Source organism: Okeania sp. SIO3I5 (assembly GCF_010672085.1).
Lineage (GTDB): Bacteria > Cyanobacteriota > Cyanobacteriia > Cyanobacteriales > Microcoleaceae > Trichodesmium.
Genome location: NZ_JAAHHT010000092.1, coordinates 1 through 20,266, shown reverse-complemented (window position 1 = coordinate 20,266; position 20,266 = coordinate 1). Strand labels below are relative to the sequence as shown.

Below are 20,266 nucleotides of genomic sequence, written 5' to 3'. Positions count from 1 at the left end.
GTTTCTGTTTCTTGAAAAAAAATTGTAGGGGTTTGGTCTCCAAACCCAAACCTAAATGCTAAGGAAAAATATAGAGTTAAACAGAGAAACAAGAAACAATAAATCTAGATAAATAATCATATTTTCTATTCCCTAATTTTTCCAATTACTACTCCCTACTCCTATTTTTATATAGCGTTTTTCAAGTTACTAAGAAACAATTTTTTTTTCTGATTTTTTATTCCCTGATTTTCAGAATTACCGAATAATTAATAATTATTAATTATTAATTATTCAAGTTAAAAACCTCCCCAATAAAAAAAACTCCCCAATAAAGGGAAAAAAAGTGCTAGTATATTTCCTTATATTGAATCAAGAAAAGAACAGTTTTAACCAGAGGTAATTATCCATTATCCATTATCCATTAGTGAATACTGCCTAAAATATTTATGAAAATAGCTACTTGGAATGTAAATTCAATTCGCACTCGTCAACAACAAGTTATAGAATGGTTAGAAGTAAATCCTGTTGACATTCTCTGTTTACAAGAAACTAAGGTTATTGACCAAGATTTTCCGCGATCGCCTTTTGCAGAATTAGGTTATCATATTTACATTTCTGGTCAGAAATCTTATAATGGTGTGGCAATTTTTAGCCGTTCTCCAATGCAAGATGTTAGTAGTGGGTTTGCTCCTATTTTAGGTGATGAAAAAGTGGGAGATTTTGACATACAAAAACGGTTAATTACTGGAGTAATAAATGATGTTTGTATTCTCAATCTTTATGTTCCCAATGGTTCTAGTGTAGGTAGTGAAAAATATGATTACAAACTTGATTGGTTAAAGCTATTGCAAGAATATGTACAAGTAGTTATTGACAAATCACCAAATTTATGTATTTGTGGAGATTTTAATATTGTCCCAGAAGACCGGGATATTTATGACCCGGAAGGTTGTAAAAATTCTGTGGGATTATCTGATGCGGAACGTCAAGCTTTACAAGAAATTCTTAAGTTAGGATTAGTGGATGCCTTTCGCCAGTTTACCAGCGAAGGTGGTCATTATAGTTGGTGGGATTATAGAGCAGGAGGTTTTCCCCGTAATCGTGGTTGGCGTATTGACCATCATTATCTAAGTTTGCCCCTTTCTCAAAAAGCAACAAGTTGTATAATTGATAAGTCTCCAAGAGAGTTACCAAAACCTAGCGACCATGCACCAGTTATTTTGGAATTTTGAAAAAAAGGAAATTTCAAATTCAAAATTCAAAATTCAAAATTCAAAAGTAAGAATTAAAGAAAGTCAAAACTTAAAGTTAAAAGTTAAAAGTTAAAAGTTAAAAATCAAGAAAGTCAAAAGTTAAAGCTAGTAGGGTGGGCAAATATAGAGCAAAGGAAAGTTAAAAGTCAAAGTTCAAAAGTAAGAATTAAAGAAAGTCAAAAGTTAAAGCTAGTAGTAGCGCATCTAGACTAAAATCATGGGTAAAATCTCTCCCCCTCTCCTTGCAGGAGAGGGGTGGGGGGAGAGGTCTTCATTAACTCAAATTTACCCACATTTATAAAGCTAGACGCCCTAGTAAGGTAGGCAAGCATAGAGCAAAGGAAACTAACCGGACATACTGAATATTAAAAACTCTAGCTGTCTTAATTTTTTGGGTAGAGTTTTTGATAACTGATAACTTAAATGACAGTTTTTATTTGGTAAATTTGACGATTGAACTATTAATAGCTAACTCCAAATAATTATGTTTTTAGTAACAAGAGCAACCGGAGGATTAGGTTGCCAAATTATCAGAATTTTGACAGAAAAAGAAATGTCAGTTCGCGCCTTTGCCGGACTAAATTCTACCTATTCTGAATTAGAAAAGCGTAGGGTGGGTGAGGCGACAATAATTATGAATCGGAACTACACTCGTCGCGGCAAAGATGGCCGGACTACGCCGTAACTCACCAAAAATTAAGAACTAACCCCCATCTTAATCTTTGCTTGTGCATTTACTATCTCTAAAATTAATACTAAATTTTTGATTTGGTAAATTTGACGATTGAACTATTAATAGCTAACCCAAAGTAATTATGTTTTTAGTAACAGGAGCAACCGGAGGATTAGGTTGCCAAATTATAAAAATTTTGACAGAAAAAGAAATGTCAGTCTATTCTAAATTAGAAAAGTGTAGGGTGGGTTGGGCAGCAATAATCATAAATTAGAACTACACTCGTCGCGGGCATTCCGGTCGGCACTACGCCGTAACTTACCAAAAATTAAGAACTAACCGCCATCTTAATCTTTGCTTGTACATTTGCTATCTTTAAAGTTAACAGTAAATTTTTGATTTGGTAAATTTGACGATTGAACTATTAATAGCTAACCCAAAGTAATTATGTTTTTAGTAACAGGAGCAACCGGAGGATTAGGTTGCCAAATTATAAAAATTTTGACAGAAAAAGAAATGTCAGTCTATTCTAAATTAGAAAAGTGTAGGGTGGGTTAGGCAGCAAGAATCATAAATTAGAACTACACTCGTAGCGGGCATTCCGGTCGGCACTAGGCCGTAACTTACCAAAAATTAAGAACTAACTGCCATCTTAATCTTTGCTTGTACATTTGCTATCTTTAAAGTTAACAGTAAATTTTTTACTTGGTAAATTTTTCGATTGAACTATTAATAGCTAACCCAAAGTAATTATGTTTTTAGTAACAGGAGCAACCGGAGGATTAGGTCGCCAAATTATCAGAATTTTGACAGAAAAAGAAATGTCAGTTCGCGCCTTTGTCAGATTAAATTCTACCTATTCTGAATTAGAAAATCGTGGAGCTGAAATCTTTATCGGCGACTTAAAAATAGACAAGGATATTGACAAAGCTTCTCAAGGAATTGAATATATTATTAGTGCCCATGGTGGTGCAGGTGATGCTCAAGCAGTCGACTATCGAGCTAATATTGAACTGATAGATTCTGCCGTGAAAGTTGGTGTTAAACACTTTGTATTTATTTCTGTATTAGGAGCTAACCGTGGATATGAAGATTCACCAACTTTTAAGGCAAAAAAAGAGGTAGAAAAATATCTCAAAGCTAGTGGATTGAATTATACTATTTTGCAACCTTCGGGTTTTGCATCTAATCTATTACCACTGGCAGAAAGATTTAGAGATACAGGAATTTATCTACTTATTGGAGACTCGAAAAATCGAACTTCAATAGTTAGTACAGATGATTTGGCAAAAATTTCTGTGGATTCTGTTTCTGTAGAAGCTGCTTCTAATCAAATTTTGCCTGTCGGCGGACCAGAAATTATTTATAGAGGAGAAATTTCTCAGATATTTGCTAGAATTTTTAATCGGGAACCTATAGTTATTAATCCACCTTTATTTGTCTTTGATGGATTACGGAATGCTCTGGGATTATTTAATCCTGAACTACAAAAAACTTTGGGTACTTTAAGGGTATTATTGGCGAATGAATTTTTCTGCACTTCAGAAGAAATTGAAAATTTGGAGAGAATATTTGAGATGAAAATGGAATCTGTAGAAAGTTATATTCGTCGGAAAATGGAAGTGTAATATTCATATAGTAGATTGACAAGCAAGTTAATTTATAACTGAAATTTGCTATTACACTGTGCATCAGAATAGCCCTTAATAGTAAAGACAATTTTATTTAGTGACAGCCTCACTACTATGTAAGCTTTTGCTAATTTATTAGAAATTGAATTATAGATAGTGAAACTGCCACTTTTAGTGATTATCCTGTACACTTCATATTTGGATCAAATAAAAACTTGCCATATTCTTTAAGATAATTACCGAAATAACTTACACCAAAGTCAAAAGCAAAAGAGCCACCACCAAACATATTACTAAGCTGGAGACTTATTTCATTGAGCATTAAATCATATCCTACATCTGCAGGGTTTTGATTAGTTAGCCCAGATAAAGTCAAAGCTGTAATACGGTCTTTTGTATCTTTATACTCATTATTTTTATCATCACCTAATACTATATCTACTACCCACTTAACAATGGCTTCACCGAAGGCTTCACCCGCTATTTCATAAGCGTTGAAGTTGTGAAAAATCAAACAAGCATCAGAAGGTGTATTGGAAGTAGGAAATGCCACAACTACATAATCTTGATAACTGTTGCTTGGAAGCTCTAATATTTCATCAACACTAGCACTGTTATTTTTATAGTCAATTGCACCATATACTTTTTTAGTGGTAGGATCAAAACTTGTACCAACTAAGATATCCCAATCTCCTTGGTTATCTAGATGCTTTAAAGTCAGTGCACCTTTTAACTCAGCACTATCTTGAACAATATAACAAATGTAGCCAGGATTTCTTTTTCCTGGACCGTTATCTCTCATACGAGTGTACCTATTACTTTCTAACCTCTCGCAGGTATTTGTTGTTGACATTCCAGGAAGGGGAATAGATATGACAATGGCCATCGCAACAACTAATGAATTTACTTGCTGAAACAATTTCATAAAACTATTTTTTTGCTCCGTATAAATGCGTATGTAGAGATGCACCTATAATTTTTGATATTATTATTATAGCAGTTTTCACAAAAGTAGACTACAAAACTTCTGCCTTCTGCTTTTTGCCTTTAAGCCAAAATTTATGTGTTCTATGTTAATGAAAAGTGCTATAAGAAACCTTGAGAAGTTATTACCTAAAAATGGAAAAACCTACAGACAATCAATACCCAATTAACGACTTACTAAAAAAACGCTGGAGTTCTTTAGCTTTTATTGACAAAAAGGTTGAAGCAGAAGTGTTATTGTCTCTTTTAGAAGCAGCAAGATGGTCTCCTTCTTCTTTTAATGAGCAACCTTGGAGTTTCATAGTTGCTACTAAGGAAAACCCTGCTGAATACGATCGCCTTTTGAGTTGTTTAGCAGAAGGAAATCAACCTTGGGCAAGTCTTGCTCCTGTATTAATGTTGTCTGTTGCTAAACTTTCTTTTGACAGAAATAATAAACCCAATAGACACGCTTTTCACGATGTAGGTTTAGCAGTTGCCAGCTTAACTTTTCAAGCAACAGAAATGGGTTTGAGAGTTCGTCAAATGGCAGGTTTTGATGTTGATAAAGCGCGGGAATTATATAAAATATCAGAACAATATGAACCAGTAACAGCTATAGCTCTTGGTTATCCTGGAGAACCAGATATTTTGCCTGAGTCTTTACGAGAAAGAGAACTTTCTCCCCGTAGTCGTAAACCTATAAGTTCTTTTGTGTTTACTGGAGAATTTGGTAAAACTGCTTCATTTATTCATTGACACTCGCCCATTAAATCAAAGATTATAACGGGTGATTCTTGCTTCAAAGACTCTTAGCTAGGTAACAAATCAAACAAGTTGAATTCCACCCCCGCCAGACCGTCTCCACAAGCATTTTCATTAACCGTGTGTCCCACGGCTTTTAATTCTCTTTTTCTGATTATTTTTGCAGCAGCTATATCACGATTTATCTGATATCCACAATGACTGCAATTATGGATTCTTTCAGACAATTTCTTTCTCTGAATATAACCGCATAAGGGGCATTCTTGAGAAGTGTAGTCTTTATCAACTTTAGCATAATACTTACCTCTTTTCCAACAAACAAAAGGTAAGATTTGATTAATAAACTGACCAATTCCAGAATCTAAAGATTGCTTTCTAACAATCCCTCTAGACCAGGAAATAAAGTTAATATCTTCAACAAAAATATTATCAGCTAAATCACAAAGTTTATGAGCTAATTTAAAATGCCAATCACGTCTAGTATTAGCTATTGTTTCATGTAGTCTAGCTATTTTATTCTGAAGTTTTAACCAATTGCTTGACCCTTTAGTTTTATGTTTAAATCTACGTTGCAGTAATTTCAACTCGCGCTGTTTACTTAATAAAAACTTAGGAGACTTGATTAATTTTCCAGTTGAAGTAGCTATAAAACTTTCTATTCCTGCATCTATTCCTAATGATGTTTTCCCTACTGGATTATCTGGGACAGACTCTGATGATTGGAAACTAACCATCAAATAATAACCACTAGCTTTTTTGACTATCCTAGCTTGTTTAGCTACCATATTTTCTGGATATAGTCTACTTTGCCTTAGTTTAATCCAACCTAACTGAGGTAGTTTAATCTTATTATTACCTAAACAATTTTTCAGCATGGCAGGAAAAACAAAGCTTCTCAGTCTTTTCTTAAATCTAGGGAAACCTTTACCTAAACTTTTCATCTCAGAAAATGCTCTATCTAAAGTCTTCAAAGTTTGTTGTAGAACTTGAGCATTGACTGACTTTAATCTAGGATTATTTTTCTTAGCTATTGTTAAATTTTTAGCTTGAACATTGTAGTCAGGATAAGGAGCATCAGCAGGAATAATATACTCGCAAATAATTGAACAACTGTTTATTGGTGATTTTCTTGAACTTAACCAATCCTTTCGTTCTCTTAAGGCATAATTATATACACTTTTACAAACATCAAGAATATCCTTAATTTCTTCTTCTTGTTGTTTGTTTGGCCTTAATTTATATTGGTAGATTAAGGTTATCACTTGACAATATTCTTTACTTCTGAATACAATTATATTGTAATGCAGATTGTATATACCCTCAATGGTTAGAAAAAATCCTTTAGATTAACCGATGATGAAAAAGAGCGATTAGAATATTACGCGAAAATAATGCAAGTCTCAATGTCAGAAGTGATTCAAGACTATTGTAAAAGTCTTCCAAAGCCACCGAAGAAAAAGGATTCGCTACCGCTCAATTAATTGGTTGTTGAAATTCATCTCACCACTAAATCAAAGGTTATAGTGGGAGTCCTCTTTCAAAATCTAGATAGACAGTAGGTTGGGTTGACGTAGGAAACTCAACAACAATAACGTACTTGTCCGTGTTGGGTTTTTCCCTTGGAAATGGTCTGCAAACGTTCATCAACCCAACCTACTAATTATCAAAAAATATCAGCACAAGTTCCAGATCCTGATATAGATGAGGTATTAATATTTGATGACCAAAGAAGTCAATATCTTTGGTTTAATATGGAAAAATGATAGACGAATTAAAGCAATTTCTGTTTATATTCGGATTAAAAATGAGAAGATTTATATTGAGGAAGATTGGACGGAGGAGGGAATTGCTAATTAATTTATCTAAAACTAAAAGCAATAGCTGAAGTGCTGATAGCTGACGGCTGAATGCTTACCTCTTTTTTGACCGCTGACTGTTTCACTAAACCTTTTTTCCTATATAGAAAACATAGCCATAAAACTCTTTATATTTATCGTACAATTCAGCTTCATGTCGTTGATTTTCTACAATTTCTTCGGCAGTTTTATTACCTAGATATTTTTGCAAAAATTTCTCCTGTGCAGAAATTTGCGGAGCATAAAAATGTTCAATCCAACAATTTTCAGGCAGCACAAAAGTAGCAATTGGAATATATCCAGCTTTTTCAATTTGTTTGACCTTATTTGAAATAGTATCTATTTCTGGATATTCATTTTTCCAAAATTCATCAATTTCGATAGGTCTCTCTTCAGTGAACCACGATATTTCTGAAACGGCAAGGAAAGCTCCTCTCTTTAAAAACTTATACCATTCATTTATGCCTTTTTCAAATCCGATATTATAGATTGCTCCTTCTGACCAGATTAAGTCTAATTCTTCATTTTGAAAAGGAAGGTTTTCCATTGACCCGACAATGCCATTTACTCTATCCTGGAGATTCAGTTTCTGGCTATTAATATTCAATAAATCTATAAAGATGGAAGACAGATCGATGCCTGTAATATTCCCTGAAATATGATTAGCTATTACCATCGTCTGACCACCAGTTCCACAACCTATATCAGCAATTTTTGATTTATTTCTCAGATTATCAATAAAGCTTAAAGCTTTAATAGTTACTTCAGGACTCCCAGGTCCTTGTCGTTCTATTGTTGAATAATATTCGTAGATTAATCTCAAATCAAACTCGTGAATGGATTTATTTTCATTACTCATATTTTTTACTTATTTCGTCTAAAAATATCGCATTTTATTTAAGATCAGAACTTATTAGAGGTTTGAAACCTCAACTAAGATGTCCCAAACCTTAACTTCCTCAAAAGATACTAAATAGGTTCTATAAAGAAAGAGGTTATCTGTATTGAAGTTATGTGAAATCTGTTAGTATTGAAGGAAAGTATAAAAATATGAAAAAGTTAAATTAGGTTGGAGCTGTAATGTGGATGTTCTTCCCCATATTTAATAAGATAGTGTGTAATATTAATGGTTGTGATTTAATTGGTTGGGATAATGGTTGTCATTTAATTAAAATTAAATGGTATGGTTGGAAGAGTATCGTTTTGTGGGTGGGATTTGTGCTGGTATGGGGGTTAATTCAAGAAAAAATGAAAAAGAAATGATGTACTTGCACAATATAACACTCCATATATGAAATAGAAATATATGAATATATGACATGAGCTGTAAATTCTTGTAGGGAAATTTCATAAAAATTCCCTACTTTTCTCTATCTTCCCTCAACCAAACTACCCACTCTTTTATACTGTTAATTTACTCATTAACATGGAGAGTAATTTTGTTATTTTGCAGTTTCTCTGCTACCCAACGCTCAAACAATTCACCGTCTAATTTTTTCCTAATTTCAGGATTATCTAAAGAAGCGCCTTGGAACTGCTCTAGTCGAAATATACTCCAGAATTTATTTGTCTGAAATGGTCCTAAGATATCTCCAGGATTAGCAGAATTAATTGTATTTCTCAAATCTTCTGGCAAACTAGCTAAAGTAACTCCACCCATAATTCCATTAAAGTTTTTATCATTTGTGACCGAATATTCTTTAGCTAAATCTTCAAATTTTCCTCCCTCTTCTACAATTTTTCGATGTAAAGCATCTGCTAATTCTTTATCTTCAACTACAATTCTAGATAAAATTACATAATCCAGACCTGCTTTACGCTCATTAAAATATTCTTCTATTTTTTCTGCAGTAATAGAATCTCTTAATTGCTTCAGTCTAAAAGAATTTGCTATTTGTGATTCTAAAGCATTATAGTTAATTCGATTTTGTTGTAACCATTCTTGAAATTTTTGTTGGTCTTCCAGCTTTCTTTGCAATCTAAAATCAATAATTGCTTGTTGAAGAACTGCTGGATCGACATTTATATCTTCCCTAGATTGTAATTCTTTTTCTATCACATATTGACGGACAATTTCTGTGACAAAAGATTGTAGTTTTCCAGAAGCTTGCAAATATTTTAAACTTTGCCCCCATGATAATTGTTCTTCACCTATTGTTAGTAGTGGTTTAGATTCCATTGGTAAAATTCCGCCTTTTGCTAATATGTTTACAAGTAAATTTTAGTCTATGTTAATCCATAAAAGTTGAAATCTGATTCACACAGTTTCGAGCGTATAGCACTCAGGAATAAGATGTGCAAAATTCATAGAGAAGATTAGTGCATATTTTAGATGTAATAACTATATAAATTCTCACGAATGATTGATAATTTAACTATTCCCATATTTAGTATTTCCTATTCCCTAAAAATATAAAATATCTGACAATTAAAATAAGATTACTATAGATTTCAGGTGAAATAATTCAAGCGAAGAAGCTAAATATAGAAACTTAGAGGGTGCATCTCATATTTGCAAAAATACTTTTTTCCTATTCCCTATTTTCAGTTAAGTGTTCCTAGTTAAGTGTTCCCTATGCATCAATAAATTTTTGGCTTTCTTTTTGCATTGAGATGCACCCAACTTAGACTATATACTAATCCTAAATGATTTGTGAGAAAAACTGTAGAAGTTTTGTCTTTTTATCCCATTTTGGCTTGGGTTTAGATACTAACCCCCTACGATAAAATATTACCGAATAATTAATAATTATTAATTAAATAATTTAGGTTAGAAGTCTCCCCTTTTAAGGGAAAAAAGCGGTCGTTAGCTAAACGGCATATCCAATCTCCCCTTGAGAAATCAATTTTTTCCTTCTTGGTCAATCCTCTCCCTAAAAGGGAGAGGTAATTATCCATTATCCATGATCCATTAATGAAAACCTATTTAGAATTGCTATAGAGTTTCTCCGTTAATTTAAGGTCAAATCAATTCAAAACTATTAATTCGTTCATTATAACCTCTGCCTGTTTGCTCCGCATTCCCCAGTCAAGTCAGAGGCTTCAAATCAGGAAAATATTTTTGATTTTTTCGTGGTTGTACGAACGAGGTTTGAATCCTTAATTAAACAATTATTGAAATTAAGTTAGAAGCAAAATTTTTAACTTTTAATGCCTGAATTTTGAATTCAAAAAATCGTCAAGTAAGTAGCCAGGAAAACAAAGCTAAGATTTAGGAAACAAAAAAGCTCATACCTATTGGCTGATTACTAATTACTATATAGTATAGTACCAAACTATAGCTAATAAAATTGCAGCGATCGCTCCAATTAAAGTATTGATAATATTTACTACTTCATTTGTTAACCATTCAAACTGAGACTGCATTGTTGCCCCAATTACACTCTCCAAGTTAGTAGCAATAAAAGCTGCAATAACACAAAAGGCTATTCCTGTCAAATCAATTAAACCTACAGTCCAACCAAGCAAGGCGATCGCTACAGAAGCAACAATACCTGCTAAGGTCCCTTCTAAACTTACAGCACCCTCGGTTCCCCGTGGCACTGGTTGTAGAGTTGTAATTAAAAATGTCCGCTTACCATAAGCTTTCCCTACCTCACTAGCGCAAGTATCAGAAAGCTTGGTACAAAAACTAGCTACATAACCCAACATTAGTAAAAATGGTAGATTTTCTATGGGAGGATGATTCGGGTATAACAAACCAATGACCAAAACTCCCACAGCACAGATAGCAGCAGTCAAGGCCGAACCCCAAACATTTTCTGGCCCTCTAGCACCTTCCCGCTTTTCTGCAATTCCAGCAGCTTGCTTTTCGGCCATTCCGATGCGAGTCACCCCGGAACCCACCAAAAAATAAAATACTACTACCGCATATCCAGGCAAACCCAAACTACCCCAAATTAAGACTCCCAGTATCCAAGCATGAACTATTCCGGCTGGAGTTAATAATTTTTTTGGGGCAAAATAAACTAGACTAAGTAAGATAGTATTTAAAATTATAGCTACTAACCAGGGATTCACAGAATTAATATTAGATAACATCGCATCTACCCACAGGAAACATCTATTGTAATTTTAACTTGAAAGAAGAAGCAAGTTCATTAATGGATAATGGATAATTGATAATTGATAGTGGATAATTACCTCTCCCTAAAAGGGAAAGGATTTACTAAAAGGAAAAAATCAACTTTTTTTCCCTTGAAAGGGGAGGTTTTAAAGGTGAATTATTGAATAATTAATTATTCGGTAAGCATTCAGCTTTTAGCAATTAATAATCAACAATTACTTCTTACGGTTAAGGGAAGGTAGTTTGGCAGTAACTTTTAATTTTATTTCAATTTATCAATTGCTTTTACCTACTCCCAAACCAAAAATTGATAGCCAATAGTTAATCACAGAATGCTTGGCGAAAAATTAAGGTTTTATCTCTCATTTAAGGGAGAAAAAGAGAAAAAAAACCTCTGAACCAATCATCTTCTTAAAAAGAAGAAGTTATTATTAATTGTTAATTGTTAATTATTGAATAAGCAAAAATAAATAGCATGGAAAAATGGCAAGAGTATAGCTCAAGTCAGAAGTTAAATTTTTACTGTGACTAAATTTAAGAAGCGCGAGAATATCCTAATAGTTATGGCGAATACTATAAAACATCTCAGACTTCTTGAATAAACTCAAATTTTCCAATGCTTCTTCACCAAAAAATAAGGTCTGAACTCTTCCCTTTCAAGGAGATGAAAAAGCGGTCGTTTTCGGCTAAGAGCCGACATTTAAGGGCGAATGCCATTCGCCCCTACGAGCATTCCATGTCGCGTAGCGAAACGGCATATTCAATCTCCCCTTGAGAAATAAATCTTTTCCTTTTAGTCAATCCTCTCCCTAAAAGTGAGAGGTAATTATCCATTATCCATTATCCATTATCCATTAATGAATAGATGTTTTCAGTACAAAATAAAATTTATACATGACAAGGAAGTAACCATGAATCAAGTTCTTTTTCACTTAGCCTTTCCCGTCAATGATATTGATAAAACAAAAGATTTTTATGCCAATGGTTTAGGTTGTGAAGTTGGGCGAGAATCTCGAAACTCAGTAATTTTAAATCTTTATGGCAATCAAATTGTTGCTCATGTTGCTAAAGAAGATTTAGAACCACAAAAAGGAATTTATCCCAGACACTTTGGTTTAGTTTTTACTCTAGAAAGTGATTGGGAAGCTTTGTTAGAACGAGCTGAAAAAAATCAATTAAAATTCTATCAGCAACCCAGACGAAGATTTACAAATTCTCTTTTAGAACATCGCACTTTTTTCCTGGAAGATCCTTTCCATAATTTGCTAGAGTTCAAATATTATTGTCATAAAGAAGCAATTTTTGGTTGTAATGAACATCAAGAAGTTGGCGATGCTGTAGCAGTTTAAATTACTATAAGTATTCAGCTATTGGCGGTCAAATATCAGCTTTATAGATCCAGACCAAGAATAACTGTAGAAATATTAACTAATTGATTTAATGAACTGATAAATCTAGCGATTGTAAATAATTTGTTTTGTCAAAAAAACTGCAGGGGTTTGGTTTCAAAAACCCTTTTTAACTCTGGTTCGTATACTAAAACCCCTAGGATAAACATTACAACATAAGTGCAGATTGCTATACATATTTATCAGTAATTATCTGCTGGTTAAATCCACTTATTCAAATCAATTAGACATTTCCAGTCATTAAAATTCTCAGCAATTATGGTGCAGAAATTATCAATGATTTTCCCTGACTCCCTTCATCCTCCGACCTAATCCTTCTTTTCTATTTGCTCAAATTAATTAGACATTTCCAGTCATTAAAATTCTCAGCAATTATGGTGCAGAAATTATCAATGATTTTCCCCGACTCTCTCCAACCTCCGACCTAATCCCTCTTTTCTATTTGCTCAAATTAATTAGAAATTTCCAGTCATTAAAATTCTCAGCAATTATGGTGCAGAAATTATCAATAATTTTCCCCGACTCCCTCCGACCTCCGAACTACTCTCTCTTTTCTATTTGCTCAAATTAATTTAGATATTTCCACTCATCAAAAATTCTCAGCAATTAATTATAGTGGAGAAATTATCAATGATTTTCCACGACTCCCTCTTTTCTATTTCCTCAAATTAATTAGAAATTTCCATTCATCAAAAATCTCAAAAATTATGGTGCAGAAATTATCAACGATTTTCCCCGATTTTCTCCGACCTCCGAGCTACTCCCTCTTTTCTATTTCCTCAAATTAATTAGAAATTTCCATTCATCAAAAATCTCAGAAATTATGGTGCAGAAATTATCAACGATTTTCCCCGATTTTCTCCGACCTCCGAGCTAATTCCTATTTTCTATTTCCTCAAATTAATTAGAAATTTCCATTCATCAAAAATCTCAAAAATTATGGTGCAGAAATTATCAACGATTTTCCCCGATTTTCTCCGACCTCCGAGCTACTCCCTCTTTTCTATTTCCTCAAATTAATTAGAAATTTCCATTCATCAAAAATCTCAAAAATTATGGTGCAGAAATTATCAACGATTTTCCCCGATTTTCTCCGACCTCCGAGCTACTCCCTCTTTTCTATTTGCTCAAATTAATTAGAAATTTCCACTCATCAAAAATCTCAGAAATTATGGTGCAGAAATTATCAACGATTTTCCCCGACTTTCATCGACCTCCGAGCTAATTCCTCTTTTCTATTTGCTCAAATTAATTAGAAATTTCCACTCATCAAAAATCTCAAAAATTATGGTGCAGAAATTATCAATGATTTTCTTCTACTCTCTCCGACCTCCGAGCTAATCCCTCTTTAAAAATCTCAAAAATTATGGTGCAGAAATTATCAATGATTTTCTTCTACTCTCTCCGACCTCCGAGCTAATCCCTCTTTTCTATTTGCTCAAATTAATTAGAAATTTCCACTCATCAAAAATCTCAAAAATTATGGTGCAGAAATTATCAATGATTTTCTTCTACTCTCTCCGACCTCCGAGCTACTCCCTCTTTTCTATTTCCTCAAATTAATTAGAAATTTCCACTCATCAAAAATCTCAGCAATTTCAGCAATTATGGTGCAAAAATAATCAATTATTTTCTCCAACTCTCTCCGACTTACTCACTACTCCCTCTTTTTTTAATTCCTCAACAATTACTTTCAAAACTTTTTCATCTGACACCATCCAAGCATGAAGTAAAACATCTATTTTAATATCCCTACCCACTGGCAATTGAGAACTTATAGCAGGCAAAATCATGGCATCATAAGGAGTCCAAATAGAAGTAAAATTTATCCGATTTAATAAATTAATATCTTGGTTTAAATTTTCTAGAAAATTACTTTTCGGACGCATTTGCTTGGGTGCTGCTAAATTTAAAAGATAGCCTGTTAATGTGCCGTTGTGAGGAGAAGAAATAGTAATAAAATGTTCGACTTTTTCAATGCCTCCTAATCTTTGAACATAGTAACGACTGACTATTCCTCCCATACTAAAACCTATTAAATCAAAGAGTTGATTAGGTGGAAATGTTTTATCTACATAATTTGCTACTTGTTCGGCTAATTTATCTAAACCTAAAATACCGTAATTAGGAACTAAGTTCAGAGAATATACTTCCCATCCTAATTTTTTTAGGTATTGAGACATTTTATTGAATATTCTCGTTGTGTCAAAAATTCCGTGGATTAATAATACTGGGTTGGGTTTATTTAAACTTTCCATTTTTCTTTTTGAATATTTCTAATTTGTAGGTATTCAGCAGTCAGCTATCAGCTATAAATTATTAACTCATTATCACACCCAAGAAGGAATTAGTCGCATAATAAAATTAAAAATTATCAAGAAAAAAGTCATTAGCTAACCGCAGTCAAGTTATTACCTTTAAAAACTCAATTCTTACTCTAATTCTATATTTTAGGATGAGGCGATCGCTCTCTTTTCCTTGAGTAAAACAGTCTTTTTACTCGTATCAACTTTTCAAGTTATTTTTCTGTGGAATTTAATCCCTTTAGAAATTAAAGGCGTTAGTAATTGGTCGGATGATTTTCTACTAGGGGTGATACCCATCACTTACTCTGGTTAAATATTTAGAGGTATTAGAAACAGATTACTCTTAAAATTTCATCTCTTGATTTACCAACGCTAAATTAAAAGAGTGCTTGCTTCATTCATTTTTATTGCACCCCTAGCTGACCACTGACCACGAGCTAGCTAAATGCTTACCTAAATTTTAGGATGAGGCGATCGCTTTGCTTTTCTTTCCTTGCTTAGGACAATCTTTTTACAAAAGTAGCAACAACTTTAGGATTTTCTCGCTTTGGGAGGCATGTAGAGGCAATTTGACTATGCCTTTAAGAGTTCGTTTTTGGACTACTTAAGAATCCCCGTGTATGCACGACCGGGGAAAAGTCAATGGTATACAGTTTTTTGGCGATCTGGCTATAAATTATGAAATGTATATAAACAATTATTAATTTTTTAATAAAAAAATAAGGTCTAAAGCCTCCTCTTTGAAGGGGATGGAAAAAATAAACATCCCTATTTCAAGCCTCTGGGTTTCCTAGGTCATGCTGCGCAAACAGCTAGGGGTAATGATAACTGATAATTGATAACTGAAATGACCTCTGAGTTTCCCTAATCATTAAACTTATAGTCTATCCCATTGTGCTTAATGTAAACTTTTATAAATAAATATTGATAAAAGTTGCGCTATGTCATAATCTGATTCTACTGTATTAAGCTTTAAGCAATACTACAAAAAAAATTATTTTAGGAGATAAAAATCATGTTATTTGGAGGATTATTTGCCGGAATTTTCGCTATTTTTCCTTTTGGAAAAAAATCAGAGTATCTACTAGAATTTGATAATACTAAGGAAACCAATACTCCTCAAGAATCAACTCCAGCTACTGATTCAGCACCAGCACCTACAGAAACAGAAACAAAATCTGCTAGCCCTGAAACTCCAAAAGAGGCAAAAGCTAAAATTTCTGCTGCTAAAAAAGCTGAAAAAATCGCAGCAGCAAAAGCAAAAAAAGAAGCTGAAGCTGTTAAAAAGGCTGAAAAAGTTGAAATACAACAGTCTACCGTTCCAACTGAAGCAGCAGCACAACTTCCAAGAACAAATGGTACAACTTCCCAGAAACCAGAACAGGTAGTATTATTTGCTCCTAACTTTTTAATGCCAAAACCTACTCCTAAACGTCGTCGTCCTGGTCCTAGTATGAGTATGTTCCGTGGTATGGCTAAAGATATGAATTTACCAAGATAGTATGCTTGAAGTCAGAAGTCAGAAGAGTAAAGTTAAATTCGCAGTACGGACTAAATTTGAGAGGAGTGAGAAAAAATCAAGAAATTACTAAAGTTAGCTGATTAGCTTTTTTTCCATAGCTTTTAATTTTACTTGGAAGACAATTTTTACTTCCAAGATAATTAGGGCTTGTTGATTAACTCTCAGAACATTGACAGATAAATGTTAAAGCCCTTTTGGAGTGAAAAAAGTGTAAGCTTTTCGCTCTAAAAAGATAAAAAAGTCAGCATTTTGAGCAGACAAGGGTGGAAAAATCACTCTTGCAATTCTTCTGACCACCTCCTCTTAATTCCCAATTTCTCCTGACTCCTGACTCTTACCAAAAAACAAGGTCTAAAGCCTCCCCAATAAAGGGAATTAAAAAATCAACTTCTGCTTCACCCAGAGGTACTAATAACTAATAACTGAAATTACTCTCACTCAGGCATACTTTTTCAGCAGACCCTAATTAGGGTTTGCTCTCTTAATCTCAAAGCATTGACAGATAAAGGCACTTACCTTTTTTTGGTCAAAAAAAGTACCTGTTTTTTGCTCTCGTGAGCTGCAAAAACCGAGGATGGGTGAGTAGGCAACAGCGGAAAAATTGAGTGACAATTGTTCTGACGACATCCTCCGTAATCCACCATTTCTCCTGAATACTGACTACTAGAAAGAGTAAAAAGACTTTTTCAGCAAACCCTAATTAGTTAATAACTCATAGCTGATAGTTGATGGGTTAAATCATTATCCTAAGTTTTCAAGAATACTAAAGAACTATATAGCTGAAAAGCTGGGTCCCACATTGTTTCTATTTTACGCGAAATATCAATGTGAGACTTGAGACGACTTAATAGTTGGGTATAATCTCGACAAGTCACTTCTCCAAAGGGAGTAAAATCAGACCAAGTTTGTACTTTACCTAATTTTTGGTCTATCGTATTTACTAATTCATTCCATTTACTTCTATTAGTAGTTTGTAGTGTTAATAGAGATTGCTCTTGAGTCTGAATCTTAAGAGTAATTCCTTTTTGATATTGATAATTTTGGTCACAAAATCTAATAATGCTACGGCGACTAGAAAGATGTAAATCTAATATATTTGCATAATCTTGAGTCATTTTTTTATGACGAATTTTTTGGGAACGTCGCCGAGGATCGTAATCCATTGCATCCATAAAAATAGGTAATAATCCTTCAACTTTTGCTACTACTTCTGACCAATCAAAACTTAAACTTCCCATTTGTTCTTGCTCATTTAAACAAACAATATTTGCTTGGGGAGAAATAGATTGAAAATATTGCACTCTAAAAATATGTATTTTTTCAATATCTGATATTTTTGCCCAAAATACAGGAATACCTGCTTGAAGCATTTCTTCACCATAAACTTTTAATTCTCCAATTGCTCCAACTCGATAAATTCGCCAACCTCTATTTTGTAATTGCATTCTGGCAGAGTAAGGATCAATTTTCATTATTCTTGCCAGATTTTTCACTGCTTCCTGTTTATTTTCTTTGCTAATTGGTTCAAGAATAAGTAATCCTGGTTCCGTATTTTTAGGGTCAGATTTAGCCGCAGCGATCGCTTGTTGTTGGCGATTTTTTTCAATATTTTCTATTCTTTTTAAACCAAGACGAGCTTGTATAACTACTTGTGGGTTTGTTGCATCTTTGAGTAATTTTCTATAAAACTTTTCTGCTGATTCTAATTTATCTATCTCTTCATACCATCGCCCAATATATAGTTGCACCCACAAATTTTGAGGATGTTCTTTTTGTAATTTTTTCAGTAGTTTAGCTGCCTGTTGATAATTTTTTTGTTCTAGCAGAGTAGCAACCTCTTTAATTTCTTTCATATATAATTTTCATTCCTATTGAAACTGCCAGAAAATATCTTGAAAAAAGGGAAGATCGGGGAAATAATTTCAAGCTTCCTATCTATAACAAGAGTTACATTATCCATGAGTTATAAATACTACTTAGCATCATAGTTGATAGTTTGAATTTGCTATATATATTGTTTTTCCATAAGTCTTGTAGAATTTGGCATTTTTTATAAATAATGCACAGCTTTAATTATTGCTCTGCTGAATAAATCTAAAAGTCTTTACAGATAAAGGTTATAGCCTTTTTCCGGATTGAAAAAGTGCAACTTTTCCCAATATAACTACCAAAAAGTTAGGATTTTAGAGAGACCAAAGGTAGAAAAATCAAGGAAAAATTATTCCTCCTACTTTACTCTTTCTTCCCACACTTCCCATACTCCCCACACTCCCCACACTCCCCACACTCTGATTTTTTCAGCAGACCCTAATTAGATAGATTTAGAAATTCCTAGATGAAAGTTTTACTTTGAAAGTTTGAAATTAGAGGTTATACCAAACCTGCTTATCAATGCACTTTCTTTTTCCAAACCTATTCTAATCTTTCTGCTTTCTACTTTGTCTTCTTAATCCAGATACTATCATTCCCATTCTGACATAGGTAATAGACATCTCCAGGCAAAGAGATAGTAGAAAGTAGGGAATAAGAGGAAAGAATTGATTATTTATGTGGGATAATTGATTTTATTTTTAATTATTGGGAGATGTCTCATAGTCATAATTAAACATCTATAGAAAATATATTTCCAGTTTTCTCTTCTAAAAAGCTTACAGATAAGGCTTTTTAACGTTTAATAATTGGTTAAAAAAACATTTGTATAAATTAAGCTTATCAAATATTGTCAAATATATTTGAAATTTAAACTAAATTTTCCCAAAAAAGTTGAAATGAGCTATTTAGGGGCAAAAACAGGGGTAATTTGGGTGCGACATGTTTTTGTTGGTTATTTGTTAAAAGTGCTGATATGTAAGAAATACAGGGTGCTTGCTTGTGAAGAAATTTTCGTGTATTTTTGAAATTAATGATTCGCTCTGCGCAGGTGCTAAGTAAAATGCTTTACTCAACTTTATTAACACTTGGCCCTAATACTTTTAGCTGGATATCAAAAATTGCTTTAATAATGATCATTTGCAATATCGTAGCGATCGCCTTTGCCAAGTTAACAGTTAAATATCCTAGTGTCGATCCAGCTATGCCTGGTTCCAACTTTTTTGGTGGTTTTCGAGTAGCTAGTGTTTTGGCAAATTCAAGCTTCGGTCATATTTTAGGTGCTAGTGTGATTCTTGGTTGAGCAAATTTGAGTAGCCTTTCATTAATCGATAATGGACAATTACCTCTCCCTTTTACGGAGAGGATTGACACTCAAGGAAAAAATTTATTTATCGAGGGGAGATTGGATTTGGTTAGGTAATCCATCTATCCCATCCTAACGGACTGGGACCCTTGCCGACTGCTTTTTCCTCCTGTATTGGGGAAGCTTGAAAGATAAATTATTTAATTAGGGCTTGCTGATTAATTATAAAAGTATTGATATATAAAAGTTTTAGGTTTTTTAGTGCCGAAAAAAGTGCCTGGTTTTCAGTTGAAAATGCTAAAAAAGTCAGTATTTTGGTCTGACAAAGGCCGAAAAATCACTCTGACAATTCTTACTCCTACTTCCTTGCTCCCGAACCATTTCTCCTGTAGGGGCGAATGGCCGGAAAGCCCCTACGACTCCTGACTTCTGATTCCTACCCCTACAAAAAGACTTTTGAGCGCAAACCCTAATTATTAATTATTCGGTAAATAATTTAGCAAAACACAAAATCAATAATTTCCTTTATATTTATTTTTAGTATTGTAAAGTTTTGCCGAATCAATAGAAAGATCTAGAAATCTATCAACTTTTATCCATCTTTGACAAAGAAAAGGTTTATTAGATATAATAGTGCCTTACGGGTGTAAAACATAAACTTGCCA

The 20,266-nt window shown here is 33.4% G+C and carries 17 protein-coding genes; 10 read left to right on the top strand and 7 right to left on the bottom strand.

Annotated features, from left to right (window positions below; all coding sequences use genetic code 11):
• Nucleotides 1-428 precede the first annotated feature (428 nt).
• The 4 genes from xth to F6K40_RS20275 all read left to right on the top strand — a co-directional run bounded on the left by xth (nt 429) and on the right by F6K40_RS20275 (nt 3,536).
• The gene (xth, locus tag F6K40_RS20290) at nt 429-1,214 is read left to right on the top strand and encodes an exodeoxyribonuclease III (RefSeq protein WP_293138918.1); all 786 of its coding nucleotides are present in this window, start codon (nt 429-431) and stop codon (nt 1,212-1,214) included.
• A 505-nt stretch (nt 1,215-1,719) separates the two neighbouring features.
• Complete coding sequence (locus F6K40_RS40945; RefSeq protein WP_365672152.1) at nt 1,720-1,920, top strand: hypothetical protein; 201 nt, start codon at nt 1,720-1,722, stop codon at nt 1,918-1,920.
• Nucleotides 1,921-2,050: 130 nt separating this feature from the next.
• Complete coding sequence (locus F6K40_RS20280; RefSeq protein WP_293138917.1) at nt 2,051-2,182, top strand: hypothetical protein; 132 nt, start codon at nt 2,051-2,053, stop codon at nt 2,180-2,182.
• A 478-nt stretch (nt 2,183-2,660) separates the two neighbouring features.
• Nucleotides 2,661-3,536, top strand: a complete 876-nt coding sequence (locus F6K40_RS20275; protein WP_293138916.1) for an SDR family oxidoreductase — start codon at nt 2,661-2,663, stop codon at nt 3,534-3,536.
• A 181-nt stretch (nt 3,537-3,717) separates the two neighbouring features.
• On the opposite strand, the gene F6K40_RS20270 is transcribed toward F6K40_RS20275, so the two are convergent.
• Nucleotides 3,718-4,464, bottom strand: a complete 747-nt coding sequence (locus tag F6K40_RS20270; protein WP_293138915.1) for a hypothetical protein — start codon at nt 4,462-4,464, stop codon at nt 3,718-3,720.
• A 194-nt stretch (nt 4,465-4,658) separates the two neighbouring features.
• On the opposite strand from F6K40_RS20270, the gene F6K40_RS20265 reads away from it, so the two are divergent.
• Complete coding sequence (locus F6K40_RS20265; protein WP_293138914.1) at nt 4,659-5,261, top strand: nitroreductase family protein; 603 nt, start codon at nt 4,659-4,661, stop codon at nt 5,259-5,261.
• Nucleotides 5,262-5,314: 53 nt separating this feature from the next.
• Here F6K40_RS20265 and F6K40_RS20260 read toward each other — a convergent pair whose 3' ends face one another.
• Nucleotides 5,315-6,529, bottom strand: coding sequence for an RNA-guided endonuclease InsQ/TnpB family protein (locus F6K40_RS20260; protein WP_293138913.1), 1,215 nt, complete (start codon nt 6,527-6,529; stop codon nt 5,315-5,317).
• Between the two features lie 457 nt (nt 6,530-6,986).
• On the opposite strand from F6K40_RS20260, the gene F6K40_RS20255 reads away from it, so the two are divergent.
• Complete coding sequence (locus tag F6K40_RS20255) at nt 6,987-7,124, top strand: element excision factor XisI family protein (protein ID WP_365672160.1); 138 nt, start codon at nt 6,987-6,989, stop codon at nt 7,122-7,124.
• An 84-nt stretch (nt 7,125-7,208) separates the two neighbouring features.
• On the opposite strand, the gene F6K40_RS20250 is transcribed toward F6K40_RS20255, so the two are convergent.
• Nucleotides 7,209-7,982 carry a class I SAM-dependent methyltransferase gene (locus F6K40_RS20250; RefSeq protein WP_293138911.1) on the bottom strand — a complete coding sequence of 258 codons (774 nt, stop codon included), beginning with the start codon at nt 7,980-7,982 and terminating at the stop codon, nt 7,209-7,211.
• Between the two features lie 254 nt (nt 7,983-8,236).
• Here F6K40_RS20250 and F6K40_RS20245 point away from each other — a divergent pair, with 254 nt between their 5' ends.
• Nucleotides 8,237-8,386 carry a hypothetical protein gene (locus F6K40_RS20245; protein WP_293138910.1) on the top strand — a complete coding sequence of 50 codons (150 nt, stop codon included), beginning with the start codon at nt 8,237-8,239 and terminating at the stop codon, nt 8,384-8,386.
• 151 nt (nt 8,387-8,537) lie between these two features.
• Here the strand turns inward: F6K40_RS20245 and F6K40_RS20240 are convergent, their stop codons facing one another.
• Both F6K40_RS20240 and F6K40_RS20235 read right to left on the bottom strand, forming a co-directional pair.
• Nucleotides 8,538-9,302 carry a peptidylprolyl isomerase gene (locus tag F6K40_RS20240; protein ID WP_293138909.1) on the bottom strand — a complete coding sequence of 255 codons (765 nt, stop codon included), beginning with the start codon at nt 9,300-9,302 and terminating at the stop codon, nt 8,538-8,540.
• A 1,076-nt stretch (nt 9,303-10,378) separates the two neighbouring features.
• Nucleotides 10,379-11,164 (bottom strand): TIGR00297 family protein, encoded by a 786-nt coding sequence (locus tag F6K40_RS20235; protein ID WP_293138908.1) that lies wholly within the window; start codon nt 11,162-11,164, stop codon nt 10,379-10,381.
• Nucleotides 11,165-12,100: 936 nt separating this feature from the next.
• Here F6K40_RS20235 and F6K40_RS20230 point away from each other — a divergent pair.
• On the top strand, nt 12,101-12,538 hold the full coding sequence (locus tag F6K40_RS20230; protein WP_293138907.1) for a VOC family protein: 438 nt from the start codon (nt 12,101-12,103) through the stop codon (nt 12,536-12,538).
• Nucleotides 12,539-14,220: 1,682 nt separating this feature from the next.
• Here the strand turns inward: F6K40_RS20230 and F6K40_RS20225 are convergent.
• Nucleotides 14,221-14,856: an esterase/lipase family protein gene (locus F6K40_RS20225; protein WP_293138906.1), complete on the bottom strand. Its 636-nt coding sequence runs from the start codon at nt 14,854-14,856 to the stop codon at nt 14,221-14,223.
• A 1,063-nt stretch (nt 14,857-15,919) separates the two neighbouring features.
• On the opposite strand from F6K40_RS20225, the gene F6K40_RS20220 reads away from it, so the two are divergent.
• Entirely contained in the window at nt 15,920-16,405 is a 486-nt protein-coding gene (locus tag F6K40_RS20220) for a hypothetical protein (RefSeq protein ID WP_293138905.1), read from the top strand.
• Nucleotides 16,406-17,172: 767 nt separating this feature from the next.
• On the opposite strand, the gene F6K40_RS20215 is transcribed toward F6K40_RS20220, so the two are convergent.
• Nucleotides 17,173-18,279, bottom strand: a complete 1,107-nt coding sequence (locus F6K40_RS20215) for a tetratricopeptide repeat protein (protein WP_293138904.1) — start codon at nt 18,277-18,279, stop codon at nt 17,173-17,175.
• A gap of 1,079 nt (nt 18,280-19,358) precedes the next feature.
• On the opposite strand from F6K40_RS20215, the gene psaK reads away from it, so the two are divergent.
• Nucleotides 19,359-19,598 carry a photosystem I reaction center subunit PsaK gene (gene psaK / locus F6K40_RS20210; protein WP_293138903.1) on the top strand — a complete coding sequence of 80 codons (240 nt, stop codon included), beginning with the start codon at nt 19,359-19,361 and terminating at the stop codon, nt 19,596-19,598.
• Nucleotides 19,599-20,266: the final 668 nt, after the last annotated feature.